The sequence below is a fragment of the Saccharopolyspora hordei genome (genome assembly GCF_013410345.1).
Lineage (GTDB): Bacteria > Actinomycetota > Actinomycetes > Mycobacteriales > Pseudonocardiaceae > Saccharopolyspora > Saccharopolyspora hordei.
Genome location: NZ_JACCFJ010000001.1, coordinates 1,237,814 through 1,261,680 on the forward strand (window position 1 = coordinate 1,237,814; position 23,867 = coordinate 1,261,680).

A 23,867-nucleotide genomic window follows, 5' to 3' on the forward strand; every position below is an offset into this window, starting at 1 on the left:
CCGTTCCCGTTCGAGCGGGACGGGGTTCCTGCGGTGTGTCCGGACCGGGGGCAGGTGTGCGTCCGTCGCGGGCATCGGGGCCTCCGGTGCGCGTGGCAGGGACTTCGGTCCGAAAACCGTCACCGTCACGAAACGCGGAGGACATGGGCAAGAAAGACGGGGCCATTGAGGTCGAGGGTCGGGTGATCGAGCCACTCCCCAACGCGATGTTCCGCGTCGAGTTGGAGAACGGCCACAAGGTCCTCGCACACATCAGTGGCAAGATGCGCCAGCACTACATCCGCATCCTGCCTGAGGACCGGGTCGTGGTGGAGCTCTCGCCGTACGACCTTTCCCGTGGGCGCATCGTCTACCGCTACAAGTGACCTCCACGGTGTTCGGGGGATCCCGAGCACGCGTTCGAGCAGGAGAGCACGACCGTGAAGGTCCAACCGAGTGTGAAGCGAATCTGCGACAAGTGCCAGGTCATCCGCCGTCACGGGCGGGTGCTGGTGATCTGCGACAACGCCCGGCACAAGCAGCGCCAGGGCTGACCGCAGCGATCGCGGACATGGAGTAGGAACTCCCGCTGCCTGTCGACCCACGAGTGGGTCGGCTGACCCCCGGACCAGGCCGGGGCCCCGACGCGTCGGGGACGGGGCGGGAGAAGACCTGGAAGGACAGAAGGAGAAGGAGCCGCATGGCACGGCTCGTCGGAGTCGACCTCCCGCGCGACAAGCGCATGGAGATCGCGCTCACCTACATCTACGGCATCGGCAGGACGCGGGCGAAGGAGATCCTCGCGGGGACCGGCATCTCGCCCGACGCCAGGCCGCGCGAGCTCGATGACGACCAGCTCACCAAGCTGCGTGACTTCATCGAGGAGCACTACCGCGTCGAGGGTGACCTCCGCCGCGAGGTCCAGGCCGACATCCGCCGGAAGATCGAGATCGGGTGCTACCAGGGTCTGCGGCACCGCCGCCACCTGCCGGTGCACGGGCAGCGGACCAAGACCAACGCCCGCACCCGCAAGGGCCCGAAGAAGACGGTCGCCGGCAAGAAGAAGGCCAAGAAGTAAGCCTCGCTAGGAGTCAGCAGAAGCTATGCCACCCAAGCAGCGCGCTGGTGCCGTCAAGAAGGTGCGGCGCAAGGAGAAGAAGAACGTCGCTCACGGCCAGGCGCACATCAAGAGCACGTTCAACAACACCATCGTTTCGATCACCGACCCGACCGGTGCGGTGATCAGCTGGGCCTCCGCCGGCCACGTCGGGTTCAAGGGCTCCCGCAAGTCCACCCCGTTCGCCGCGCAGATGGCCGCCGAGAACGCGGCCCGCAAGGCCGCCGAGCACGGCATGAAGAAGGTCGACGTCTTCGTCAAGGGCCCGGGCTCGGGTCGCGAGACGGCCATCCGGTCGCTGCAGGCTGCCGGTCTCGAGGTCGGCACCATCCAGGACGTCACCCCGCAGCCGCACAACGGTTGCCGCCCGCCGAAGCGTCGTCGGGTCTGAGTCGCGGGAAAGGAGTAAGGAACAACAATGGCTCGTTACACCGGCCCCGCAACCCGCAAGTCCCGCCGGCTGAAGGTCGACCTGGTCGGCGGTGACCAGGCGTTCGAGCGCCGCCCGTACCCGCCGGGGCAGCACGGTCGTGCGCGCATCAAGGAGACCGAGTACCTGCTGCAGCTCCAGGAGAAGCAGAAGGCCCGGTACACCTACGGCGTGCTCGAGCGGCAGTTCCGCAACTACTACGAGGAAGCCAACCGGCGCCCGGGCAAGACCGGTGACAACCTCCTGCAGCTGCTGGAATGCCGGCTGGACAACGTCGTGTACCGCGCCGGCCTGGCCCGCACCCGCCGGATGGCGCGGCAGCTGGTCAGCCACGGCCACTTCCTGGTCAACGGCAAGCGCGTCAACGTCCCGAGCTTCCAGGTCTCGAAGTGGGACATCATCGACGTCAAGCCGAAGTCGCTGAACACCACGCCGTTCATCATCGCCAAGGAGACCCTGGGCGAGCGTCCGGTCCCGGCCTGGCTGCAGGTCGTGCCCTCGAACCTGCGGATCCTGGTGCACCAGCGCCCGGAGCGCGCGCAGATCGACACCCCGGTCACCGAGCAGCTCATCGTCGAGCTCTACTCGAAGTGACGCGTCCCGCCGACGGCCGCCGAGCGGTCGTCGGCGGCTCGCAGACTGTGGTGGCGGTGCAGGAACCCCGCCACCGGCCCGCGCTACGCGGGCACGCCATTCCATCGGCGTCATATGGCGGGCGCCGTGAGGGAAGGAAAGTCAAGTGCTCATCTCCCAGCGACCCACACTGTCCGAGGAGGTCGTGTCGGAGACCCGCTCCCGGTTCGTCATCGAGCCGCTGGAGCCGGGGTTCGGCTACACCCTGGGCAACTCGTTGCGTCGCACGCTGCTCTCCTCCATCCCGGGGGCGGCTGTCACCAGCCTGCGCATCGACGGTGTGCTGCACGAGTTCACCACGATCCCCGGTGTGAAGGAGGACGTCACCGACGTCATCCTGAACATCAAGGAGCTGGTCGTCAGCTCCGAGGAGGACGAGCCGGTGACGATGTACCTGCGCAAGCAGGGGCCGGGTGAGGTCACCGCCGCCGACATCGTGCCGCCGGCCGGTGTCACGGTGCACAACCCGGATCTGCACATCGCCACGCTCAACGCCAAGGGCAAGCTGGAGATCGAGCTCGTCGTCGAGCGTGGTCGCGGTTACGTCCCTGCGATGCAGAACAAGCAGACCGGCGCCGAGATCGGCCGCATCCCGGTGGACTCGATCTACTCGCCGGTGCTGAAGGTGACCTACAAGGTCGAGGCGACCCGTGTCGAGCAGCGCACGGACTTCGACAAGCTGATCCTCGACGTGGAGACCAAGCCGTCCATCACCCCGCGGGACGCGGTGGCGTCGGCCGGTCGCACCCTCGTCGAGCTGTTCGGGCTCGCCCGCGAGCTCAACGTCGATGCCGAGGGCATCGAGATCGGCCCGTCGCCCGCCGAGGCCGACACCATCGCGGCGTACGCGATGCCGATCGAGGACCTCGACCTGACGGTGCGCTCCTACAACTGCCTCAAGCGGGAGGGCATCCACACCGTCGGGGAGCTGGTCTCGCGCAGCGAGGCCGACCTGCTGGACATCCGCAACTTCGGTGCGAAGTCCATCGACGAGGTCAAGATGAAGCTGGCCGGCCTCGGGCTCGCGCTCAAGGACAGCCCGCCCGGGTTCGACCCGTCCGCCGCGGCTGCCGAGTACCCGGCCGAGGGCTGGTCCTCGGAGAGCACGACCGTCGGCACGGTCGGCCCCGTCGAGGACAACGGCTACGACGACGGTCAGGACTACGCGGAGACAGAGCAGCTGTAGCTGTGTTGCGCGTCCGGGCTCCCGGCGCGCCCTGAGAGGAGCAACCGATGCCCACCCCGACCAAGGGTCCGCGTCTCGGCGGGTCGCCGGCGCACGAGCGGCTCATCATGGCCAACCTGGCCACCCAGCTGTTCGAGCACGGTCGGATCACGACCACCGAGGCGAAGGCGAAGCGGCTGCGGCCGATCGCCGAGCGGCTGATCACCAAGGCCAAGAAGGGCGACCTGCACAACCGCCGCGAGGTCATGAAGACCATCCGCGACAAGGACGTCGTGCACAAGCTCTTCGCGGAGATCGGTCCCCACTTCGCGAACCGCCCCGGCGGTTACACCCGCATCATCAAGACGATGCCGCGCAAGGGTGACAACGCGAAGATGGCCGTCATCGCGCTGGTGACCGAGCAGCTGGTCACCACCGAGGCGGAGGCCGCTCGCGGCACCAAGTTCGCCAAGGACGAGCCGAAGGCCGAGGAGGCCCCGAAGGCCGAGGCGACCGAGGCGCCGGCGGAGAACGCCGAGGCCGAGACCAAGGCCGAGGCTGAGGAGACCGCCGAGGCCAAGGCCGAGGACACCGCTGCCGAGAAGAAGGACGAGTCCTGATCTCGGCACGCACTGCCGTGGACGAGCCCGCTGCTCCCGCTGGGGAGGGCGGGCTCGTTCGCGTGCGCCTCGACGTGTCCTACGACGGCACGGACTTCAACGGCTGGGCCAAGCAGCCCGGCCTGCGCACCGTGCAGGGCCTGCTCGAGGACGCGCTGGCCAAGCAGCCGCCGGGGCGGTCGGTGCCGCACTCGGTGGTGGTGGCCGGCCGCACGGACGCCGGGGTGCACGCCACGGGCCAGGTCGTGCACGTCGACGTGGTGCCGCTGGAGCCCGGCGAGGGGCGGGTGCCGGTGGACGAGCACGGCGTCCCGGACCTGGCGCGGATGGCGCACCGGTGGAACCGGATCCTGCCGCCGGACGTGCGGGTGCTGGGCGCGCGGGTCGTCCCGTCCGCCTTCGACGCCCGCTTCTCGGCGCTGCGGCGCCACTACCGCTACCAGGTGTCGGACGCGCCGTGGGGCGTCGACCCGCTGCGCCGGCGCGACACGCTCGCCTGGAACCGGCCGCTGGACGTGGCCGCGCTGAACGCGGCCGCCGAGGAACTGCTGGGCCTCCACGACTACGCGGCGTACTGCAAGCCCCGCGAGGGCGCGACCACGGTGCGCGAGCTCCAGCGCTTCGAGTGGGAGCGGGTGGACGAGCACCTCGTCGTCGCGCACGTGACGGCGGACGCCTTCTGCCACTCCATGGTCCGCAGCCTGGTCGGCACGCTGCTCATGGTCGGTGACGGCCGCCGCGCCCGCACCTGGCCGGGCGAGCTCCTCGCCGCGGGCACCCGCACCACCGCGGTCGCCCCGCCCCACGGCCTCACCCTCACCGGTGTCGACTACCCCCCGGACGAGGAACTGGCCACCCGGGCCGCCCAGACCCGGGCCGTCCGCACCCACCCCTGACCTCGCCGGGGGAACGCGGTTCCGGTGGTTCCCACCGGAACCGCGGGAGATCACCCGGTCTGGGGTGAGTTCCGGAGGGGTGGTCCCCGTGCCGCCGCGGCTGCGGGTCAGGGTCGCTGGGGGCGCAGGAGCGGTTCCGCTTCGAGGTAGGCCAGGACGGCCAGGACCCGGCGGTTGTGGTCGTCCGACGGCGGCAGGCCGAGCTTGGCGAAGATGTTGTTGGTGTGCTTGCCGACCGCCTTGTCCGTCACCGACATGCGGGCCGCGATCGCGGCGTTGGAAAGGCCTTCGGCCATCAGGGAGAGGACCTCGCGCTCCTTCGGGGTCAGGGCGGCCAGCGGTTCGTCGCGCTGCTGGCGGGTCAGCAGCTGGTTGATCACCTCGGTGTCCATCGCGGTCCCGCCCGCCGCCACGCGGCGGACCGCGTCGACGAACTGGTCGACCTCGCCGACCCGGTCCTTGAGCAGGTAGCCGACGGCCCCGGCGCGGTCGGACAGCAGCTCGCGGGCGTAGAGCTGGTCCACGTACTCGGACAGGACCAGCACCGGCAGCCCCGGGTGCTGCTCGCGGACCTCCAGCGCGACGCGCAAGCCCTCGTCGGTCAGCGTGGGCGGCAGGCGGACGTCGACCACGGCCACGTCGGGGACGTGGCGGAGCAGCGCGTCGCGCAGCACCGGGCCGTTGCCGACCGCCTCGACGACGTCGAAGCCGTGCGCCGTGAGCAGCCGGACCAGGCCGTCCCTCAGGAGTGCGAGATCTTCGGCGATGACAACGCGCACGGCACCTCCACGGTGAGTTCGGTCGGGCCGCCCACCGGGCTGCGCACGGTGAGCGCTCCGTCGAAGGCGGACAGCCTGCGCCGGATCCCGGCGAGGCCGGTGCCGGCGGCCGGATCGGCTCCACCGCGCCCGTCATCGCCCACCCGCAGCCGCAGCACGCCCGCCGCGTGGCGCAGCTCGACCCAGGCCCGGCTCGCTCCGCTGTGCTTGGCGATGTTGGTGAGGGCTTCGGCAGCGGCGAAGTACACCGCCGATTCCACCGGTGCCTCCGGGCGGTCGGGCAGGTCGACGTCCACGTCGACGGGGACCGGGCAGAGCAGGGCCGCGGCCTGGAGCGCGCCGGGCAGCCCGCGGTCGGAGAGCACCGGGGGGTGGATGCCGCGCACCAGGTCGCGGAGGTCCCGCAGCGCCAGCCCTGCCGACTCCCACGCTTCCTCCAGCAGGGCCCGCACCTCCTCGGGATCGGTGGCGCTCTTGGCCAGTCCCAGGTTCATCCGGAGCGCGATCAGCCGGGCCTGCGCGCCGTCGTGCAGGTCGCGTTCGATCCGGCGCAGCTCGGTGGCCTGGGCGTCGACGACGGCCGCGCGGGACCGCGCGAGCTCGTCGACCCGGGCGCGCAGCGACGCAGCGGGGTGCAGCAGCCGCTCGGCCAGGTGGGCCTGCAGCGTGTTCAGCACCGGGACGGCGGCCACGGCGAGCGCGGCGAAGGCGACGATGGACGCGGACAGGGTGATCGTCACCAGCCGGCTGCTCTCCGCCGTGCGCAGGGTGAGCACCACCGCGGCGAGGTGCAGCAGCGCGACCGGGACGAGCAGGCAGGCCGGGCCGACGACGGCGTGCACCAGCAACCAGGCCGTCTCGCGGGCGCGCCGGTCCGACCGGCGGACCTCGCGGCCCAGCACGCGCCCCGCCCACCTGCGCTGGAACGCGGCCAGGCCGCGGAGCCGGTCCGGGCGAGGGCGCCGCAGCACCGCGTGACCGGCCAGCGCCGCGAGCACCAGCCACGCGGCCAGGCCGGTGGCCGCGTTCTGGAGCAGGCCGGTGAGGTGTCGGAGCAGCCAGCGCACCCGATCAGTCTGCCGCGCGGGCGCGGCGAGCGCGGTGGGTCTGGACCTACCCCGGACCGGGGCCCAGGCGGATGGTCACCACAGGACGGTCGCCCGAGCCTGGAGGCATGATCCGAGCAGCCGGACTGACGAAGCGCTACGGCGGCACCACGGCGGTGGACGACGTGTCCTTCACGGCGGGACCGGGCGTGGTGACCGGGTTCCTCGGCCCCAACGGCGCCGGCAAGTCGACCACGTTGCGGATGCTCCTCGGGTTGGAGGAGCCCGATGCCGGGGTGGCGCTGGTGGGCGGCCGCCCGTACCGCGCGCTGGGGGCGCCCCTGCGCGAAGTCGGTGCGCTGCTGGACGCCGGGGACGTCCACGGTGGACGCCGGGCGCGTGACCACCTGCGGGTCCTCGCCCGCAGCAACGGGATCCCCGCGCGCCGGGTGGGCGAGGTGCTGGCGGAGGTGGGGCTGGCGGAGGTCGCCGACCGGCGGATCGCCGGGTTCTCGCTGGGCATGCGCCAGCGCCTCGGCATCGCCGCGGCGCTGCTCGGCGACCCCGGGGTGCTGGTCTTCGACGAGCCGATCAACGGTCTCGACCCGGAGGGCGTCCGCTGGATCCGCGGACTGCTCCGCGGCATGGCCGCCGAGGGCCGCGCAGTGCTGGTGTCCAGCCACGTCCTGGAGGAGGTGGCGCGGACCGCGGACCGCGTGGTGGTCATCGGCCGCGGCCGGCTGCTCGCCGACGCCCCCACCGCCGAGGTCCTGGCGCGCTTCGACCGCGGCGTCCTGGTCAGGGCCGCGGACCAGCCGGCGCTCGCCGCGGTGTTGCGCGCGCACGGCGCGGAGGTCCGCGCCGAGGACGGCGGGCTGTCGGTGCGCGGCGTGGACCCCGGGCGGATCGGTGAGCTCGCCCTGGCGCACGGCATCGCGCTGCGCGAGCTGGCTCCGCGCACCGCGTCGCTGGAGGACGCCTTCGTGGCGCTGACCGGGGGCAGCGTCGAGTTCCGGAGGGCCGCCTGATGGGGGACGCGATCGCCGCCGAGTGGCTCAAGTTCCGCACCCTGCGGTCGAACCTGCTCCTGCTGGCGGCGTCGGTGCTGTCCGTGCTGCTGTGCGCCGGGAACGCGTACCTGCTGGCCAAGGGCGTGGACCGGCAGCCCGCGGCGGAGCGGGTGCGGTTCCGCAGCATCGGCGCCGGGCTCGGCACCGGGTTGCCGGTCGCCACCTTCGCGGTGGGCGCGCTCGGCGCGCTGTCGATCACCTCGGAGCACGCCACCGGACTCGTCCGCACGAGCCTGCTGGCCGTGCCGCGGCGGCTGCGCTTCCTGTTCGCCAAGGTCCCGCCGCTGGTGGTGGTCTCGCTGGTGCTCGGGCAGCTGCTGGTGTTCGGCATGCACGCCGCCGCGATGGCCGTGCTGGGCGAGCGGGCCGGACTGGTGCTCCTCGACGGCCGGACGCTCGGTGCGACCGACCCCGGTGTCGTGGTGGAGCTGCTGGTGACGGGGGCGGTGATGCCGGTCGTGGCGGTGGTCGGGCTGGGCCTGGGCGCCGTGCTCCGCTCCACCGCCGCCACGCTGGTGACCCTGGTGGTGCTGCTGGTCGTGCTCCCGGTGGGCGCGCAGGCGCTGCCCGACCCGTGGCGCTCGCGCATCGGTTCGCTGGCGGTCGAGGAGCTGCCGCACCAGGTCGTCGGTGGCGAAGCACCGGGCGTCCTGGCCCCGTGGGCGGCGCTGGCGCTGCTGGTCGCCTACCCGGTGGCGGCGCTGACCTGCGCGGCAGTGGCGATCAACGGGCGCGGTCGCAGGCGACGGCCGCTGGTGGTGGGCGGAGTGGTGACGGCGCTGCTGGCCGCGGTGGTGGTCGTCCCGCCGGGCGCGGCGGCCGGCGCCCTGGGGTGGCGACCGTGCGGCGGTGAGCTGGAGTGCTCCGCCGTCGAGGTGCCGGTGGACTGGGCGGAGCCGTCCGGCCGCACGATCTCCCTCGACCTGGCGCGGCTGCCGGCCACCGGCACGCACCGCCGGATCGGCACGGTGTTCGTCCTCCCCGGCGGGCCGGGCGGTTCGGGCGTCGAGGACCTCAGGACCTCCGCAGGCGCCTTCGCCGCGCTGCGGCAGCGCTTCGACGTGGTCAGCTTCGCGCCGCGGAACACGACCGACCTGGGGGTGGTCCCGGTCGACTGCCTCACCGGCGGACCGTGGCTGAGCGTGCCCCGGACCCCTGCGGAGTACGCGGAGCTGGGCGAGCGGAACTGGGCGGCCGTCGAGCGCTGCCGCAGCGCGGACCCGGAGTTCTTCGACCACCTCGACTCGGCCTCGGTGGCCCGCGACGTGGAGGCGGTCCGGCAGGCGCTGGGCGAGGAGCGGTTGAGCTTCATCGCGACGTCGTACGGCGGGACGACCGCGGTCTCCTACGCGCGGCTCTTCCCCGACCGCGTCCGGGCGATGTACCTGGACGGCACGGTCAGCCACGTCGGCGGCGAGGAGTCGGTGGTCCGGGCCAAGGGCCGGGTGCTGGAGGCCCAGTTCGCGCGGTTCAGCGCCTGGTGCGCGAGCAGCCCGGCGTGCGCCTTGCACGGGCGCGACGTCGGTGCGCTCTGGCGCGACCTGGTCGCCGCCGCCGACCGCTGGCCGATCCCGGTGCGGGGCGAGCAGGTCGCGTTCACCGGGCTCGACCTCGAGGTCGCCGCGGCGCCGGACCTCGTCAGTCCCGGCCGGGCGCCCGACTTCCCGAACTGGCAGCGGTTCGCCCGCGCCGTCGACCAGGCCGCCGCCGGCGACGCCACCGGGTTCTCCCGCCACGTCCAGGAGGTCACCGGGAGCCCGAAGGTCCCGGCGTTCGTCGGGATGACCGCGACGCACTGCGCGGACGGCCGCGGCTTCGCCGACTTCGCGGAGTTCCAGCGGGTGGCGGAGCTCGACGCGCGGTTGTCGCCGAACTTCGCGGGCAACGCGCTGTGGCACCCGCTGGCCTGCGTGGGGTGGCGGAACCCGGTCCGCAACCCGCCCGCGCCGCTGCCCGCCGACCGGCTCCCACCGCTGCTCGGCGCCGGCACCCTGGTCGACGTCGACGGCGCCGCGGAGATGGTGCGGTCCGTGCCCGGCTCGGCGACGGTGCGGTTCGAGGGCGTCGGTCACGGCCTGTACCTCTCCGGCGACCCGTGCACCACCGCCCACGCCAACCGGTACCTGGTCTTCGGGCGGATGCCGCCACCCGGCACCACCTGCAGGCCACCTGAGCCCTAGCGCTCGCCGGCGGTCCGCGACGGTCGCCGCTGGAGCGGCCCGAGCAGCCGCAGCACCGGTCCGGTGGTCGCATGCCGGGTCCCGCCACGGATCGCGGAAGGCACCTGTCCGCGCTCTCGGCGACGATGGCGCTGGAACGGCCGGGCGTGGCCCAGGCGCCACCACGACACCGCGGGGAGGCGGATCGCGCATGACCGACCAGCTCCGGAACCCGAGGCTCCGCGACCAGCTCACCCGGCACTGGAACGCGCAGCTGCGGCCGTGCGGGGACGTGCACCTCGACGTTCGCGCGGCTCCCGGGTTGCGGGGCGAGGAGTGGATGGCGGCGCTGGAAGCCGAGTGCGACCGCCTCGTCGCGCTGGGTGCGACCCGGGTGCGCCGCCACGAGCCCGCGCCGCCGTTCGACGGCGGGCACATCCTCACGACCGACCCGGAGGGCGACGAGTTCTGCCTCGACTGACCACTGTGGACACGAGAAGAGCCCCCGGCCGATCGGCCGGGGGCTCCTCTCGCGCAGTCCCAGGATCAGTCGCCGCGGCGGATCGGGCCGAGGATCTCCTGCTCCTTCTTGTTCGTCACCAGGCGGATCATCGTCCAGGTCATGTTGCCCAGCGCGATCACCTGGTCGTCCTTGAGCTGCGTCAGCTGCTGGACCTGCGGGTTCATCAGGCTCCAGATGCGCTGCGCCAGCTGCGCCTGGTTCAGCGGCAGGCGCTGGATCAGCACCAGGTCCGCGGTGTTCGCCGCCTGGCCGCTGCTCACCTGCGGGTGCAGGTAGGGCAGCACGTACATGGTGGTCTGCCACGGTGCGCGCGGCGGGAACAGCTCCTGCGGCACCGCACCGCCGTCGTGGATCACCAGCAGCGGGGTGTCCTCGGTCGACCGCGGGAGGTCGAACGGCGCGAGCCGGCGGATCTGCACCAGCGGCACGGGCTTGCCGTCCGGCGTCTGCCCGGCCGCCCGCTCCAGCATCTTCCACGCCGCCGGACGACCGGTGGCGATGATCACCCACGCGCCGGTGGCCATCGCGCGCAGCGCCACCTGGCGGGCGAGGTAGAGACCGCCGACGGTGACCATGCGGGTCGGGTGCGGACGCAGGATGGACGCCGCCGCCGCTTCGTTCTGCGGGTCGGAGCCGATGATGACCCCACCGCGGTCGCCGGACGGCGCGATCGCGTCGAGGGTCTCCGGGGTGACGAGGAATTCCGGTGCCGCGCCCTGGTTGCCGGGCACGTCGATCGTTCTGCTTCGGCTCATGCCGCACCTCCGAGCGGCAGCGTCGCCGCGTAGCCCGCGAGCTGCGAGCCGCGCAGCGGGGTCAGGGTCAGCCCGAGGCGGTTGCTGATGGCCTTCAGCCGCTCGTCGGCGGTGTCCAGCTCAGCCGGGGTGCGGGCGCTGACCCGCACCAGGCCGCGCAGCCCGACCTCGCCCTCCTCGCCGACCGGCGAGATGGACAGCGCGATGCTGGTGGACAGCGCGCGGATGCCGGTGAGCGCGTTGAGGCTGTCGTTCATCTGGTTCGGCCAGCCGGTGATGGCGTAGCTGGAGTGGCCGACACCGCCGGCGGTCACGCCGTCCCAGCGCTCCTTGAGGCCCACCGGGCGCTGCGAGCCGAGGACGTTGTGCAGCTCCGCCGAGGAGATCCCGGCCTGCAGCAGCTCGTCCGGGTCCAGCGGGCGGCTCGGGACCCCGCGCCGCTCCAGGGCGTTCCGGACGCGCGACATCGCGCCGATGAGCGCGCGCTGCGCACCGAGGACACCGCCACCGCGCTCGCCGATCGCCTTGGCGCAGCGCTGCGGGTCCAGCCGCACCGCGATCCAGGTGGTGCGCCGCGCCGCCGCGGGCAGCCGACCCAGGACCTCGAGGTAGGAGTTCAGCGCCGGGGAGTTCGACGGCAGCGCCGCGCTGCCCGGGTAGCAGTGCCAGATGACCTGGATCGCGTCGAGCACGACACCGCGGTCCTCCAGGCACGGCGCCAGCACGCCCAGCGGCAGGTTCGGCGCGCTGTCAACGGGGTTCAGCAGCGACGGCGGCGGCTCGACCATGAGCACGCCGGTCCACTTGCCGTTGTGCCAGGACAGGCCGACGGGGTTGCGGTCGTGGTCCTGGGTGCGGGCGATCACCAGGTCCTCGACCACCAGCCGCAGCAGCGCGACCCGGTGGTTCTCGTCCGGCCCGATGATGCCGTCACCGTCCTTGTCCACGGCCGGTTCCATGGCGTCGACGTTGGCCGGGTGGGAGACCCGGGTGTGGTTGCGGCCGCGGTACTCCAGCACCAGCCCGAACCACTGGGTGAACCAGCGGCCGCGGCGCCGCAGCAGCGCGAGGATGATGGTCAGCACGGCGATCCCGGCGCCGACCGGGAGCAGCACCTGCACCAGGTCCAGTTTCGCGCCGATGATCGCGAGGACGAGCCCGATGGCGAGGCCCACCTCGATGAGCACGATGTTGGCCGCAGGGATGCCGCCGAGCGTCACGCCGTTGATGCGCCGCCGACGCGCGCGGATGCGAGCGCGGGACGGGTTGGCGGGCCCGGGAGCTTTCGGCTGGGCCGGATGTTGCGTGGTCACGGACATCCGTTCGGTCTCTCCCCCTCGCAGGTAGGTGCGGCGCTCGGCGCGCTGGGACGCGAATCTTCGGGTCAGCCGCGTGAAGAGAATACTGACGGACTCGGTCGAACCGCACCCATTCGGTATCTCTCTGCGACTATCCTGCGAAACCGTACCTCGGACGGGAGAGCTGTAGGCGAAGAATGGCATCAACACCCACAACCAAGTCACAGGTCCAGGCGTACCGGTTCGTGCTCCGACGCATGGAGTCCGCGCTGGTGCGCAAAGACGCGGTGATGCTCCACGATCCGATGGGTTCGCACAAGCGGGCCACGATCGCCGGGGCCGTGCTCGCCGCCATCGCATGCATCGGGTTCCTGGTGTGGGGCCTGTTCGGCGGCATGGGTTCGGTGCCGCAACCGGGGTCGATCGTCATCGGCAAGGAGACCGGCAGCGTCTTCGTCGTCACGTCCGACGAAGACGCGGAGAAGCGGCTCATCCCGATGCTCAACGTGGCGTCGGCGAAGCTGTTGGTGATGGCGCAGGGCGGCGCGCAGGGCGGTGGCCCGATCCCGACCACGGTGGTGAAGGAGTCGGCGCTGGCGGAGATCCCGCGCGGTTCGCTCACCGGTCTGGTCAACGCCCCGACCTACCTGCCGGACGCGAAGAACATCGCCGAGCCGTCGTGGGCGATCTGCGACGTCGGCCAGGTCAAGGACACCCTCAACGACGCCCGCGTGGAGGCGGCGACCAAGGTCCAGACGACCGTCATCGGCGGGGACGGGCACCACGGCACCGAGCTGCGGCCGGACCAGTCGCTGTACGTCAAGGACCAGACCTCCGGCCGGGAGTACCTCGTCTACCGGGTGGAGGACCTGCCCGGCAAGCCGCACACCCACGTGGTCAAGTCGATGGTCAACCGCAACGAGACCACGATCCTGGACATGTACGGCCTGCGGGGCGCGACGCCGCGCACCATCAGCACGCACATGCTCAACGCCATCCCCGAGGTGCCGGCGCTGCGCGTGCCGGCCATCGACGGTGACGGCGACCAGCTGAGCTACATGAGCAACCGCAAGGTCGGTGACGTGGTGCGCCGGACCGTCCCGGGCCAGCCGGACGAGTTCTACCTGCTGCTGCCGAGCGGCAAGCAGAAGATCAGCGAGGGCGCGGCGGCGGTGCTGCACGCGGACAAGACCAACAGCCGGGACATCCCGAACGCGACCGGTGCCGTCACCGACGCCGACGAGGCCGACGACGACGAGAAGATCAACCTCTCCCACTTCCCGGTGGCGGTGCCCAGCCCGGTCACCTTCCAGCAGTCCGACACCTCGTGCCTGAGCTGGAAGAACGTCAACGGCGACCAGAACATCACGGTCACCCTGAACAAGGGCACGCCGGCGGTGAAGCCGGCGGTCAAGCTGGCGCAGTACGACGGGACCGGCCCGAACGTCGACTACTTCTACATGCCGGCGGGCAAGGCGGCCGTGGTGCGCGCCACCTCGAACGAGGCCGGTGCGGACAGCGGTCCGCTGTTCCTGGTCTCCGACCAGGGCGTGCAGTACGGCATCAAGGACGTCGCCACCGCGCAGGGTCTCGGCGTGGTCGGCGGTGCCGGTGACATCAAGGCGGGTCCGTCCTGGCTGACGCGGGTGCTGCCCAAGGGCGACTTCCTCGACCCGGCCAACGCGAGCATGACCTACGACGCGGTGCCTGTCGGTCCGGGCGTCAACCGCCCGCCGAAGAACACCCAGCAGCAGGCCGGAGCGGCCCCGATGATGGGGAGCTGATCTCCGGCCCAGCTCGAGGGGAACCGAACAGGCACGCTCGAACGTCCGAGGAACGAGCACATCCGCCCGCAGCACAACGGTGTGGCTGCGGGCGGACTGCTATCGAGGGTCCCGGCGACCGGCTCGCAGGGGACCCCGGAGCAGCGAAGCAGGTGGGAGGTGCCAGGTGTCGGGGATCCGGGTCGATGTCGAGTGGTTGGCGACGTACGCGCGCGAGGTGCGCGCTGCGGGTGAGGAGATCGCCGCCGCACCGCGGGAGCTGGCCGCGGCGGAGCTGGCGCCGGAGGCGTTCGGCGAGCTCGGGCGGAAGGCGGGGGCGGCCGAGGCCTACCAGCGGTTGTCCGCGCTGCTGGTGGACCAGAGCCGGCGCGCCAGCGAAGCGCTGACCCGCGCCGGGGACGAACTGGGTGAGGTCGTGGCGTTCCACTCCGGTGGCGACGACGACGGTGCCCTCGAGATCCGCAAGCTGGAGGGCTGAACCGTGCGGCGGGACGACAACGCGGTGGCGGAGCACCTCGACTACCTGGCGCGCACCGCGCGCGACCTGGCCTTGGAGGACGTGGTCCCGGCGCAGCTGGCCGAACTCGTGGGCCACCAGGACGACCTGCGCGCGGCGGCCCGGGTCTGGCGGGAGACCGCCGACGCGGTCGAGCAGGCGACCGGGGACGTGCACAAGCACCTCGGCGGCATCGACGCGGCCTGGCAGGGCGCGGACGCCGAGGCGTTCCTCGCGCACGTCCGCGAGGTCGGCCTGGCGGGCAACGACCTCATCGACGCCATGCGCGCGCTGGCGGACGTGCTGGAGCACACCGTCGAGAGCGTGCAGGAGCAGGTGGACGACCTCGGCGAGGTGATCGCGGAGGCCGCGGACGTGGTGTCCGCGGCGCTGCTGCTGCCGGAGGGCGGTGCGGAGCGCGCCCGCGTTCACCTGTCCGAGCTGGCCGACCCGGTGCAGGAGGTCGTCGAGTCCATTTCGGACACCTACCGCGCCTTCGCCCGGTTCTGCGACGACCTGGAGGCGGGGCGGTCGGCGGGACCGGTGCAGTTCGACGACCGGGTGCCCGCGCAGCCGTGGGACTTCACCGCGCCCACCGAGGCAGCACCACCGGCTCCGGAGGGCACCGAGGCGCACGCGAACGGTGACGCCGCAGGCAGCGGCGGCACTGGCGGTGAGGCCGGTGGGGGCGGTGCCGGGACCGTCGCGGCAGGCGGTGGCGGAGCGGGCACCGTGGGTGCGGCACCGGACGCCGGGGAACCGCCGCTGGCGGAGGGCGGCCGCACCGCGGCCGGCGAGCCCTCCTCGGCCACGCCGCCCGCTGCGGCGGCCACCGGGGGCGCGGTCGCCGCGGGAGCCGCGGGAGGTGCGGTGGCCGGCGGGATGTACGGCGGGATGATGCCCATGGGCGCGATGGGTGCCATGGGCGGTGCTCAGGGCGGCGGCCAGGAGCGCAAGAACCAGTCGCGCTTGCGGTCCACGCCGGAGCAGCTGTTCGGCACGCCCCCGGAGGCCGCCCCGGCGGTGTTCGGCGCGCCGTCGAGCCAGCAGCCGAACCCGGAACCGGTGGCCCGCAGCGGGAAGCTGGACATCCCGTCGACGCTGCACTCCGACGGTCCCCGCAAGTCCATCGACGACGCCCTGCACCCGAAGCAACCCGGTGCGGACAAGCCGAAGTCGGCCGCCGTCGGCGACGCCCCACCCCCCAAGCCGCGCACCGGCACGGCCTCGGTCGGCGACGCCCCACCCCCGAGGCGCCGCGGCGAGGACTGAGGTGTCCGGCGGGAACGCTGCGGCGACGCGGACAGCAGAACGGCCCGGTGTCCACACTGGACACCGGGCCGTTCTCGTGTCGTCGGGTCAGCGGTCGCCGCGGGTGCGGGCTCGGACGTTGCGGACCGCGTTGGTGAGGAACGCCGTGAAGACGATCGCCGCGATCCCCGCGCCCGCGCCGCCGAGGGCGATGATCAGGGCCGGGTAGTCCGGCTGCGGGATCACGTCGGCGCCCAGGCGGGCCTGCTTCTGCGGCGGCTCCTGCTTGCCCCACTCGGACGGCACCACGTCGCCCAGCGCGGCCTCCACGTCGATCACGCCGTAGCCGACGATGTCGTTGCGCCCGTTGGAACCACCGGGGTGCAGCGCCGTCTGCTTGATCCGGTCCATGATCTCCTTCGGGCTGAGCTGCTTGCCCTCGGCCTCGAACTTCTGCTTGATCAGGACCGCCAGCCCGGACACGTACGGGGCGGCGAAGCTGGTGCCCTCGATCGGGCCCAGCTGACCGTCCGCGCCGTGCGCGATCTGGCTGGCCAGGCCGGTGCCGCCGTTGCCGGGGTCGAGGGTGACGAGGTTCTCGCCCGGCGCGGCCACGTCGACCCACGGGCCCGCGACGTTGAAGTCGGAGGGCGCGCCCTGCTCGTTCACCGAGGAGACGGTGAGCACGTAGTCGTCGAACCAGGCGGGCAGCACCGCGGTGGTCGGGCTGCCGGTCGGGTTCGCCTGGCAGGCCCCGCCGACGTTGCCGGCCGCGACGACGATCACGACGCCCGCGTCATAGGCCTGCTTGACCGCGGTCTGCAGCTCCTGGTTGCCCTCGTTGTTCGGGTTGGCGGCCTGGGCGATCGGCTGGCAGGACGACTGCGAGATGTTGATGACGTCGGCACCCTCCGCCACCGCCCGGTTGATGGCCTGCGCCATCGTGCGGGTGTTGCCGACCGTCTTGTTGGTCTCGTCCTCGACGAACAGGCTGGAGCTCTGCCGGATGGACACGATCGCCGCGTCCGGGGCGACCCCGACGTAGCCGGTCTGGTTCGTCGGGTCCTCGTCGGCCGCGATGATGCCCGCGACGATCGTGCCGTGCCCGTCGCAGTCCGTGAGCGCCCCGCCCTTGGGGATGCTGCTGCCGCCGTCCCGCAGGCCGTGCTGCAGCCGGGGGTGCGGGTTCACGCCGGTGTCGATGACCGCGACCGTCTTGCCCTGGCCGCGGAAACCCTGCTCGTGCGCCCGCTCGTAGCCCAGCACGAGCTGGCTCCACGGCTTCTCCTCGATCAGGCCGCCACCGGGGTTGCCCTGCATGCAGGCCTGCTTCTGCGGGTAGTTGAACTGCTGCAGGCCAGGCGGGGCGACCTTGGACTCGTCCAGCTCCGGGGGGCCGACGGTCTGCGCCATCGCGGGTGCCGTCGGCCCACCCAGCGCGAGCACGCCGACCGCGGCGAGCAACGCCGACGCGCGCCGCGTGCTGCGGGAGAACCTTGAGCGCATCGAGCCGCCCCTCAGAAGTTGATGTTGAGGTCGCGGATGTACATGTAGAGGTCCATCGCGGCCAGCGCCAGCGGCAGCACCAGGGCGATGAGCACCGCCTCCAGGATGTCCACCATGCGGCGCTGCACCGGGGAGAACCGCTTGTTCGGGAACACCACGCCGAAGATGATCGCCAGCACGCCGAGGACAAGCAGCGGCGGGAAGGTCCACGCCACCGCGATCGGCATCGTCGCGACCTGGGTGAGCAGGCCGATGGTGACGCCGAGCGAGGACAGCAGACCGCTGAACAGCAGCGCGATCGCCTGGGCGCCGTTGGCGTAGTTGCGGCCGCGCAGCAGCAGCACCGCGGAGGCCACGACGGCGAACGCCGCACCCCAGATCGGGTTGTCCGCGGCGGCGACCACGGCGCCGATCGCGGCGGTCACGCCGCAGCCGACGATCAGACCGGTCATGTACTGGTGCGCCAGACCGGTCTGCCGCTCGATCTCCCGGTAGTCCGGGAAGCCGGTGTCCTCCTTGAGGTCCTCGGCGCTGCCCGGCACGTGCGGCAGCGGCAGCTTGGCGAGCTGGATCGTCAGGCGCGGCAGCACCGAGATTCCGGCCAGGCCGACGGCGGCGACACCGGCGGCGATGCCGGCCGTGTTCGCGGCGGGGACCAGGGTGGCGATGATGAAGCCCACGGTGCCGAAGGCGCCCGCGGTGGCGGCGGCGATGAACGTGACGATGCCCGCGCCGATCACCATGATCGACACTGACGCGAAGATGAGCATCAACGCGGAGGCCAGCAGCAACCGCGGTTCCAGCGCGTTGCCGGGCACGATGTTGAAGCCGCCGACGAAGGCGAACGGCAGACCGCCGGCCGCGGCGATGACGGTCCCGGTGGTCGGCGCGGCGTACGCGCGCGCCACGATGGAGCCGACGCCGGTGGCGAAGATCGCGACCACGACGCCGATCACGGCGGCCACGATCTGGTAGACGACCGCGGTCGTGGTGTTGAGGTTCGGGTGCAGCAGCCCGGCCGGGCCGGCCAGCCCGAGCGCCGCGGCGGCGGCGATCATCGCCAGCGCGCCGGCGGTGTGCCCGACCTTCGCCGCGGTCTCCTTGGTCCAGGGGCGGTAGCTGCCGGGTTCGGCTTCGGCGAGCGCGTCGACGACGTCGTCGTACAGCGGCGGCGGGGGGTTGTCCGCGCCGCGCCGCAGCTGCAGCATGTCGCCGTCGACGATGCCCTGCGCGGACAGCGACTGGTTCGGTTCGAGCGGCTGGCTGTCACCGAGCCTGGCCAGGACCCAGCCCCCGTGCCGGGAACCGCCGTCCGGCTTCGTCTCGCGGGCCATCTCCAGCAGCATCGGCAGCAGGTCTGCCACCGACACGTCGGAAGGCAGCGCCAGGTCGATGCGAGTTGTAGGTGCCACCACCGTCACGCGGCTGAACACCGTGGTCCCGGTCGCCACTTGGGCCCCCTACTCCGTGAAGGTCGATCGCGTGCATTCGTTCATCGTCTGGGGCTCGATCCAACCAAGACCGGAATTTCTCGCGAAACCCACCCGCCCGGTCGGAGAGCGCCCCTAGTATGGCCACACCGACCGTCGACGGGTGGCGGGTTTGGCGGAACTCGTACCAACGACTTCGTATCTGCTTGGTCACGTCCGACTCGGACCCCGCCGCCGGGGGCGCCTCAGCTGTGGAGAATGCTGGGCGCGACATCGAGAGCACGTTCTGACACGGAAAGGTTGTTGCGTCCGGTGAGCACGCTGCAGTTCAAGCGAACGCCACGCCTGGCCGCTCCCAGGCCACCGGGCGGGGAGGTGCACCTCGAACCACCGCCGGAGATCCCGCGGACGATTCCGGGCAACATCGTCCAGAAGGTCCTTCCGGCCGTCATGATCGTCGCGTCGCTGGGAATGATGGTCTTCATGCTCCAGCGGGCGCGGAACAACCCGATGATGATGATGATGCCGATGATGATGCTCATCTCAACATTCGGGATGATGGCCGGTGGTGGCAAGGAGGGCAGCCAGAAGAAGGCTGAGATGAACGAGGACCGCAAGGACTACTTGCGGTACCTCGGCCAGATGCGGGACCGCGCGCGCGAGGCCGCCGACGAGCAGCGGCTGGCGCGGGAGTGGGTGCACCCGGACCCGCAGACCCTCTGGTCCCTGGTCACCGGCCCGAGTCGGCGCATGTGGGAACGGCGGCCGAACGACAACGACTTCTGCCAGGTGCGCGTGGGCCGTGGGTCGCAGCGGCTCGAAACGCGCCTGGTGCCGCCGCAGACCGGCCCGGTGGACGAGCTGGAGCCGATCACCACGCTGGCGCTGCGCCGCTTCGTGCGCGCGCACTCGCTGGTCCCGGACCTGCCCATCGCCACCTCGCTGCGCGGTTTCGCCGCGGTGGGCCTGCAGGGCGACAAGGAGCTGGTGCGGGGGCTGGCCCGTGCGATGGTGTGCCAGCTGGCCACCTTCCACACCCCGGACGACGTGATCATCGCGGTCGCCAGCAGCGGTCGCGCACGCGCGGAGTGGGAGTGGGTCAAGTGGCTGCCGCACGCGCAGCACCCGACCGAGACCGACGGCATCGGCCAGATGCGGTTGATGGCGGGCTCGCTGGCGGCGATCGAGCAGATGCTCTCGGAGCAGCTGGCCGACCGACCGCGCTTCCAGCGCAACGCGGCGCCGCCGGACGGGCAGCCGCACGTCGTGATCATCCTCGACGACGCGGAGATCAGCCGCGAGGAAGCGCTCTACGTCGAGGGCGGCCTGGCCGGTGTCACCATGATCGACCTTTCCGACCTGCTCGGTCAGCTCACCGCCCGCCGCGGCATGCGGATGGTCGTCGAGGAGGGCCGGATCGGTGCCCGCGGTGGCGCCGGTGTGGAGTGGTTCGGCAAGCCGGACTCGCTGACCATGGAGGAGGCCACGGCGCTGGCCCGCCAGATGTCGCCGTACCGGGTCGCCGGTGGGGTGGGCGCGGCGGAGGCCGACAGCGGTGGTTACGAGCCGCTGACCACGCCGCTGAACTACATCGAGCAGCTGGGCCTGGCCGGTGACGTCGTCACCTTCGACCTCAACGAGGCGTGGCGGCCGCGGTCCCGCGACGACCTGTACCGCGTCGCGATCGGCCCCGGCGAGCACGGCGAGATCGTCCACCTGGACATCAAGGAGACCGCCTCGGGCGGCATGGGCCCGCACGGGCTGTGCATCGGTGCGACCGGTTCCGGTAAGTCGGAGTTCCTGCGCACCATCGTGCTCGGCCTCATCGCGACGCACTCGTCGTCGATGCTCAACTTCGTGCTGGTCGACTTCAAGGGTGGTGCGACGTTCAACGGGTTCGACCCGGCACCGCACGTGTCGGCGAACATCTCGAACCTCGAGGGCGACGGCTCGCTGATCGACCGCATGCAGGACGCGCTGGCCGGCGAGATGAACCGCCGCCAGGAGATCCTGAACAAGGCGGGCGCGAAGAACGTCTGGGACTACCGGAAGATGGGCGAGGCCGGCGACGAGCGTTGCCAGGAGCCGCTGCCCGCGCTCTTCGTGGTCATCGACGAGTTCTCCGAGCTGCTGTCGCAGCAGCCGGACTTCGCCGAGCTGTTCGTGATGATCGGTCGTCTGGGTCGTTCGCTGCAGGTCCACCTGCTGCTGGCGTCCCAGCGGCTGGAGGAGGGCAAGCTCCGCGGCCTGGACTCGCACCTGTCGTACCGGATCGGTCTGAAGACCTTCAACGCGGCGGAGTCCCGCGCGGCGATCGGCGTTCCGGACGCCGCGGACCTGCCGTCCACCGGTGGTCACGGGTACCTGAAGCACCCGAACGGCATGGAGCGGTTCCGCGCCGCGTTCGTGTCCGGGCACCTGCACCAGACCAGCGGTCGGCGGCCGGCGCTCAAGGGCGCTGCCGCGCCGGTCACCGGCGACAAGATGCCGCGGCTGTTCGTCCCGGACTACATCGAGAAGCCGAAGGAACCGGAGCAGCCGGTCGAAGAGGTCAAGGAGGAGAAGAAGAGCGACCTCGACCCGACCGACTTCCAGATCGTCATCGACAAGGTCCGCGGCCAGGGCCCGCCCGCGCACCAGGTGTGGCTGCCGCCGCTGGACACCCCGCCGACGCTGGACAGCCTGCTGCCGCCGCTGCAGCAGACCGACGACCGCGGTTACACGGCCGCCGGTTACGCGGGCAGCGGCCGGTTGCAGGTGCCGATCGGCCTGATCGACGTGCCGTACCACCAGCGCCAGGACCCGCTGGTGCTGGACCTGAGCGGTCAGGGCGGTCACGGCGCGATCGTCGGTGGTGTCGGTGCCGGCAAGTCGAACGCGGTCCGCGCGATGATCGCGTCGATGGCGCTGACCCACACCCCGCAGGAGGTGCAGTTCTACTGCATCGACCTCGGTGGTGGTTCGATCGCGGCGCTGCGCGGCCTGCCGCACATGGGTGGTTACGGCACGCGGCGCGACCAGGACACGGTGCGCCGGACGATCGCCGAGCTCAAGACGCTGCTGGCGGACCGGGAAGCCCGGTTCCAGCAGCACGCTGTCGAGGGCATGAACGACTACCGCAACCGGCGGCGGCGCGGGGAGTTCGAGGACGACCCGTACGGTGACGCGTTCCTGATCATCGACGGGTGGCGGACCTTCCGCGAGGAGTTCGAGACCCTCGAGCAGGACGTGCTGAACCTGGCCGCCAACGGCCTGGCGTACGGCGTGCACGTGTTCGTGACCGCGGCGCGCTGGGCGGAGATCCGCCCGGCGATGAAGGACCTGATGCAGACCCGCATCGAGCTGCGGCTGGGTGACCCGAGCGAGTCGGAGATCGACCGCAAGTTCGCGGTGAAGGTGCCGCTGGGCCGGCCGGGTCGCGGTATGCACAGCTCCAAGCTGCACTTCCTCACCGCGCTGCCCCGTGTGGACAGCGAGAAGATCGGTGACCGCGTCGAGGCCGAGATCGAGCAGGTCAAGCGGGAGATCGAGGAGGGCAAGCCGGTCCGCGCCCCGCGGATGGGCTGGGAGCTGTACAACGACGACGTCTCCGAGGGCGTCGCGGACCTGGTGAACCGGGTCAAGAGCTCCTGGAAGGGTCGTCCGGCACCGATGGTCCGCCTGCTGCCGGAGATGCTGCCCTACCAGCAGCTGCCGCGTCCGGAGCAGCAGCCGAACCCGAAGCTGGTGCCGATCGGCATCAACGAGGACGGCCTGCACCCGGTGTACCTCGACTTCAACGCCGAGCCGAACTTCTACGCGTTCGGCGAGCGCGAGTCGGGCAAGACGGCGCTGCTGCGCACCATCATCCGGGGCATCACCGAGCGGTACACGCCGAAGGAAGCGCTCATCCTGCTGGTCGACTACCGGCGCACGATGCTGGGCTTCCTCAACACCGGCCACCTGCTGGAGTACTCGGTGAGCGCGGACCAGCTGAAGAGCAACGTCAAGGACGTGGTCGGCTCGCTGAAGAAGCGCCTGCCGGGTCCGGACGTCACGCAGGAGCAGTTGAAGAACCGCTCCTGGTGGAAGGGTCCGGAGCTGTTCGTGGTCGTCGACGACTACGAGCTGGTGGCGCCGCAGGGCAACAACCCGCTGGCCCCGCTGGCGGAGTTCATCCCGCAGGCCAACGACGTGGGTCTGCACATCGTGCTGGCCCGCAACTCCGGTGGTGCCGGTCGCGCGCTGTACGAGCCGCTGATCGGCAAGATGCGGGAGACCTCGGCCCCGGGTCTGGCGATGAGCGCGAACAAGGACGACGGCCAGCTGGTCGCCAACATCAAGTCCCGTCCGCTCCCGCCTGGTCGAGGCACGCTGGTCAGCCGCAGCCTGCGCGGCGGCCCGCAGATGATCCAGACGGCGTTCATCCCGCCGGAGTGATCGTCACGAGCCCGAGACGGGAGGAGCCCTCCTCGACCTGGTCGAGGAGGGCTCCTCGCCGTTCAGGGCCCCTCCACCGCAGGCGGGTCGGGAGGGTCGTGAGTGCGCAGGCCGGCTGGAGCCGGTTCCCCCACTCACGACCCGCTCGTTTCGGAGGGGCCGTCGTCCGGCGGATGGGTCGTGAGTACCTAGACCGGCTGCAGCCGGTTCCGCCGCTCACGACTCCTGCGGGCCGACACCCCGGGTGGGCGACGGGGCCGGTTGGGAGACCCCGTCCGCCGCGATCCCAAGGGAGGTTGCGCGTCTGATCTCCACTGAACGTGCGTCGATCCCATCGACATGTGGTCGGCCGGGGCGGTTTCGGTGCGGGGGGCGGTGGCCGGGCGCGGGGAGGGGCACGCCCGGCCACCGCCGGCGGGCAGGTGCGGCCGGTGCCGGGGGAGTGGAGCCGCACCGCCCTGGTCGGCGTGGGTCGTGAGTGCGCAGGCCGGTTGGAGCCGGTCTCCGCACT

General features: G+C 71.8%; 20 protein-coding genes and 1 pseudogene. 15 read left to right on the forward strand and 6 right to left on the reverse strand.

All coding sequences use genetic code 11. The features are described from left to right. Nucleotides 1-143: 143 nt before the first annotated feature. The 8 genes from infA to truA all read left to right on the forward strand — a co-directional run bounded on the left by infA (nucleotide 144) and on the right by truA (nucleotide 4,840). On the forward strand, nucleotides 144-365 hold the full coding sequence (gene infA, locus HNR68_RS05860; protein ID WP_009948665.1) for a translation initiation factor IF-1: 222 nt from the start codon (nucleotides 144-146) through the stop codon (nucleotides 363-365). A 54-nt stretch (nucleotides 366-419) separates the two neighbouring features. Continuing rightward, on the forward strand, nucleotides 420-533 hold the full coding sequence (rpmJ, locus tag HNR68_RS05865; protein ID WP_010315372.1) for a 50S ribosomal protein L36: 114 nt from the start codon (nucleotides 420-422) through the stop codon (nucleotides 531-533). A gap of 146 nt (nucleotides 534-679) precedes the next feature. Next, nucleotides 680-1,057 (forward strand): 30S ribosomal protein S13, encoded by a 378-nt coding sequence (gene rpsM / locus HNR68_RS05870; protein WP_179718404.1) that lies wholly within the window; start codon nucleotides 680-682, stop codon nucleotides 1,055-1,057. A 25-nt stretch (nucleotides 1,058-1,082) separates the two neighbouring features. Further along, on the forward strand, nucleotides 1,083-1,487 hold the full coding sequence (gene rpsK / locus HNR68_RS05875; RefSeq protein ID WP_093155193.1) for a 30S ribosomal protein S11: 405 nt from the start codon (nucleotides 1,083-1,085) through the stop codon (nucleotides 1,485-1,487). A 27-nt stretch (nucleotides 1,488-1,514) separates the two neighbouring features. Beyond that, nucleotides 1,515-2,120, forward strand: a complete 606-nt coding sequence (gene rpsD, locus HNR68_RS05880; RefSeq protein WP_179718406.1) for a 30S ribosomal protein S4 — start codon at nucleotides 1,515-1,517, stop codon at nucleotides 2,118-2,120. A gap of 145 nt (nucleotides 2,121-2,265) precedes the next feature. Continuing rightward, nucleotides 2,266-3,345, forward strand: a complete 1,080-nt coding sequence (locus tag HNR68_RS05885) for a DNA-directed RNA polymerase subunit alpha (RefSeq protein WP_179718408.1) — start codon at nucleotides 2,266-2,268, stop codon at nucleotides 3,343-3,345. Between the two features lie 47 nt (nucleotides 3,346-3,392). Beyond that, on the forward strand, nucleotides 3,393-3,944 hold the full coding sequence (rplQ, locus tag HNR68_RS05890) for a 50S ribosomal protein L17 (protein ID WP_179718410.1): 552 nt from the start codon (nucleotides 3,393-3,395) through the stop codon (nucleotides 3,942-3,944). Nucleotides 3,945-3,961: 17 nt separating this feature from the next. Then, complete coding sequence (truA, locus tag HNR68_RS05895; protein WP_179718412.1) at nucleotides 3,962-4,840, forward strand: tRNA pseudouridine(38-40) synthase TruA; 879 nt, start codon at nucleotides 3,962-3,964, stop codon at nucleotides 4,838-4,840. Between the two features lie 107 nt (nucleotides 4,841-4,947). Here truA and HNR68_RS05900 read toward each other — a convergent pair whose 3' ends face one another. Together HNR68_RS05900 and HNR68_RS05905 are read right to left on the reverse strand one after the other, a co-directional pair. After that, nucleotides 4,948-5,619, reverse strand: a complete 672-nt coding sequence (locus tag HNR68_RS05900; protein WP_179718414.1) for a response regulator — start codon at nucleotides 5,617-5,619, stop codon at nucleotides 4,948-4,950. Beyond that, the gene (locus tag HNR68_RS05905) at nucleotides 5,583-6,686 is read right to left on the reverse strand and encodes a histidine kinase (RefSeq protein ID WP_179718416.1); all 1,104 of its coding nucleotides are present in this window, start codon (nucleotides 6,684-6,686) and stop codon (nucleotides 5,583-5,585) included. The genes HNR68_RS05900 and HNR68_RS05905 overlap by 37 nt, the downstream gene beginning before the upstream one ends. Nucleotides 6,687-6,793: 107 nt before the next feature. Here HNR68_RS05905 and HNR68_RS05910 point away from each other — a divergent pair, with 107 nt between their 5' ends. The 3 genes and pseudogenes from HNR68_RS05910 to HNR68_RS05920 form a co-directional block, all read left to right on the forward strand. Then, nucleotides 6,794-7,693 (forward strand): ABC transporter ATP-binding protein, encoded by a 900-nt coding sequence (locus tag HNR68_RS05910; RefSeq protein WP_179718418.1) that lies wholly within the window; start codon nucleotides 6,794-6,796, stop codon nucleotides 7,691-7,693. After that, nucleotides 7,693-9,915 carry an alpha/beta fold hydrolase gene (locus tag HNR68_RS05915; RefSeq protein ID WP_179718420.1) on the forward strand — a complete coding sequence of 741 codons (2,223 nt, stop codon included), beginning with the start codon at nucleotides 7,693-7,695 and terminating at the stop codon, nucleotides 9,913-9,915. Before HNR68_RS05910 ends, HNR68_RS05915 begins: the two co-directional genes overlap by 1 nt. Before the next feature lie 157 nt (nucleotides 9,916-10,072). Then, a pseudogene (locus tag HNR68_RS05920) lies at nucleotides 10,073-10,375 on the forward strand (VOC family protein); the annotation flags it as partial. A gap of 65 nt (nucleotides 10,376-10,440) precedes the next feature. On the opposite strand, the gene HNR68_RS05925 reads toward HNR68_RS05920, so the two are convergent. Together HNR68_RS05925 and eccE are read right to left on the reverse strand one after the other, a co-directional pair. Beyond that, nucleotides 10,441-11,172, reverse strand: a complete 732-nt coding sequence (locus tag HNR68_RS05925; protein WP_179718424.1) for a hypothetical protein — start codon at nucleotides 11,170-11,172, stop codon at nucleotides 10,441-10,443. Further along, nucleotides 11,169-12,491 carry a type VII secretion protein EccE gene (eccE, locus tag HNR68_RS05930; protein ID WP_218888205.1) on the reverse strand — a complete coding sequence of 441 codons (1,323 nt, stop codon included), beginning with the start codon at nucleotides 12,489-12,491 and terminating at the stop codon, nucleotides 11,169-11,171. The genes HNR68_RS05925 and eccE overlap by 4 nt, the downstream gene beginning before the upstream one ends. Before the next feature lie 176 nt (nucleotides 12,492-12,667). Between eccE and eccB the strand changes: the two genes are divergently transcribed. The 3 genes from eccB (at nucleotide 12,668) to HNR68_RS05945 (ending at nucleotide 16,022) form a co-directional block, all read left to right on the forward strand. Next, the gene (gene eccB / locus HNR68_RS05935) at nucleotides 12,668-14,254 is read left to right on the forward strand and encodes a type VII secretion protein EccB (protein ID WP_179718425.1); all 1,587 of its coding nucleotides are present in this window, start codon (nucleotides 12,668-12,670) and stop codon (nucleotides 14,252-14,254) included. A gap of 166 nt (nucleotides 14,255-14,420) precedes the next feature. Next, nucleotides 14,421-14,732, forward strand: coding sequence for a hypothetical protein (locus tag HNR68_RS05940; RefSeq protein WP_179718427.1), 312 nt, complete (start codon nucleotides 14,421-14,423; stop codon nucleotides 14,730-14,732). Nucleotides 14,733-14,735: 3 nt separating this feature from the next. Continuing rightward, complete coding sequence (locus tag HNR68_RS05945; RefSeq protein ID WP_179718429.1) at nucleotides 14,736-16,022, forward strand: WXG100-like domain-containing protein; 1,287 nt, start codon at nucleotides 14,736-14,738, stop codon at nucleotides 16,020-16,022. An 87-nt stretch (nucleotides 16,023-16,109) separates the two neighbouring features. On the opposite strand, the gene mycP is transcribed toward HNR68_RS05945, so the two are convergent. Both mycP and eccD read right to left on the reverse strand, forming a co-directional pair. Further along, nucleotides 16,110-17,507, reverse strand: coding sequence for a type VII secretion-associated serine protease mycosin (mycP, locus tag HNR68_RS05950; RefSeq protein WP_179718431.1), 1,398 nt, complete (start codon nucleotides 17,505-17,507; stop codon nucleotides 16,110-16,112). An 11-nt stretch (nucleotides 17,508-17,518) separates the two neighbouring features. Then, entirely contained in the window at nucleotides 17,519-18,958 is a 1,440-nt protein-coding gene (gene eccD / locus HNR68_RS05955; RefSeq protein ID WP_179718433.1) for a type VII secretion integral membrane protein EccD, read from the reverse strand. A gap of 291 nt (nucleotides 18,959-19,249) precedes the next feature. Here eccD and eccCa point away from each other — a divergent pair, with 291 nt between their 5' ends. After that, complete coding sequence (gene eccCa / locus HNR68_RS05960) at nucleotides 19,250-23,356, forward strand: type VII secretion protein EccCa (protein ID WP_343049961.1); 4,107 nt, start codon at nucleotides 19,250-19,252, stop codon at nucleotides 23,354-23,356. The last annotated feature ends 511 nt before the right edge of the window (nucleotides 23,357-23,867 follow it).

What these genes read in the sequence shown, in the direction of transcription:
- HNR68_RS05915 (WP_179718420.1), top strand. Translation starts at nt 7,693, where the DNA reads ATGGGGGACGCGATCGCCGCCGAGTGGCTCAAGTTCCGCACCCTGCGG.
- infA (WP_009948665.1), top strand. Translation starts at nt 144, where the DNA reads ATGGGCAAGAAAGACGGGGCCATTGAGGTCGAGGGTCGGGTGATCGAG.
- eccB (WP_179718425.1), top strand. Translation starts at nt 12,668, where the DNA reads ATGGCATCAACACCCACAACCAAGTCACAGGTCCAGGCGTACCGGTTC.
- rpsM (WP_179718404.1), top strand. Translation starts at nt 680, where the DNA reads ATGGCACGGCTCGTCGGAGTCGACCTCCCGCGCGACAAGCGCATGGAG.
- HNR68_RS05925 (WP_179718424.1), bottom strand. Translation starts at nt 11,172, where the DNA reads ATGAGCCGAAGCAGAACGATCGACGTGCCCGGCAACCAGGGCGCGGCA.
- rpsD (WP_179718406.1), top strand. Translation starts at nt 1,515, where the DNA reads ATGGCTCGTTACACCGGCCCCGCAACCCGCAAGTCCCGCCGGCTGAAG.
- rplQ (WP_179718410.1), top strand. Translation starts at nt 3,393, where the DNA reads ATGCCCACCCCGACCAAGGGTCCGCGTCTCGGCGGGTCGCCGGCGCAC.
- eccE (WP_218888205.1), bottom strand. Translation starts at nt 12,491, where the DNA reads ATGTCCGTGACCACGCAACATCCGGCCCAGCCGAAAGCTCCCGGGCCC.
- rpsK (WP_093155193.1), top strand. Translation starts at nt 1,083, where the DNA reads ATGCCACCCAAGCAGCGCGCTGGTGCCGTCAAGAAGGTGCGGCGCAAG.
- HNR68_RS05910 (WP_179718418.1), top strand. Translation starts at nt 6,794, where the DNA reads ATGATCCGAGCAGCCGGACTGACGAAGCGCTACGGCGGCACCACGGCG.
- mycP (WP_179718431.1), bottom strand. Translation starts at nt 17,507, where the DNA reads ATGCGCTCAAGGTTCTCCCGCAGCACGCGGCGCGCGTCGGCGTTGCTC.